The 677-nt window shown below is 54.4% G+C and carries 1 protein-coding gene; it reads left to right on the top strand.

What is annotated here, in order from left to right; all coding sequences use genetic code 11:
* Positions 1-96: 96 nt before the first annotated feature.
* Positions 97-677: IS3 family transposase (locus AC07UY_RS21765; RefSeq protein WP_494724439.1), on the top strand; the 581-nt coding region annotated here is incomplete at its 3' end.

The following is a 677-nucleotide window of genomic DNA, read 5'->3' as shown; positions in this document are numbered from 1 at the left end:
GGGGATCCCCTCCCCGGCAGCACCGCTCACACCAGAACAGCAGTATATTCGCCAGCTTGAAGAACGGGTTCAGCGACTTGAGAGGGACAAGGAGATATTAAAAAAGGCTACAGCTTTGCTGATGTTGGACGCCAACAAGCCCTGAAACTTGTCACCGCCCTGAGCTCTGAATACAGCATAAAGGAGCTCTGCGCGGTGCTGGGTGTTTGCCGGAGTCTTGTTTACTACCATCGCAAACGCCGAAAACAACCGGATACGGCGCGAATTACTCTACAGAGAAGAGCGGCCGAATTACACCGTCTGGGTCGGGGTTCTGCCGGTGCAAGGACATTGTCTTTACTGCTTCGTCGTGAAGGTGAAAACGTTGGTCGTTACAAGGCCGGACGACTGATGAAAGAAGCCGGTCTGGTGAGCAGGCAACCCGGAAAGCATCGTTACCGCCTGTGCAACCGGCAGTCCCACCTGACGGATAATCATCTGAGTCGCAATTTTAGGACAGGGGCACCAGATAACGTATGGTGCGGAGATATTACCTTTATCAGGACGCGTGAGGGTTGGCTTTATCTGGCGATGGTTCTGGATTTATATGCGCGGAAAGTTGTGGGCTGGGCGTTCTCATCAGTACCCGACAGCCAGCTAACGCGGGAGGCGCTCACAATGGCCTGGAAGAACCGGGG

The sequence above is a fragment of the Citrobacter sp. GW821-FHT02E08 genome (genome assembly GCF_059421685.1).
This window is presented reverse-complemented; position numbering and strand designations above follow the sequence as displayed.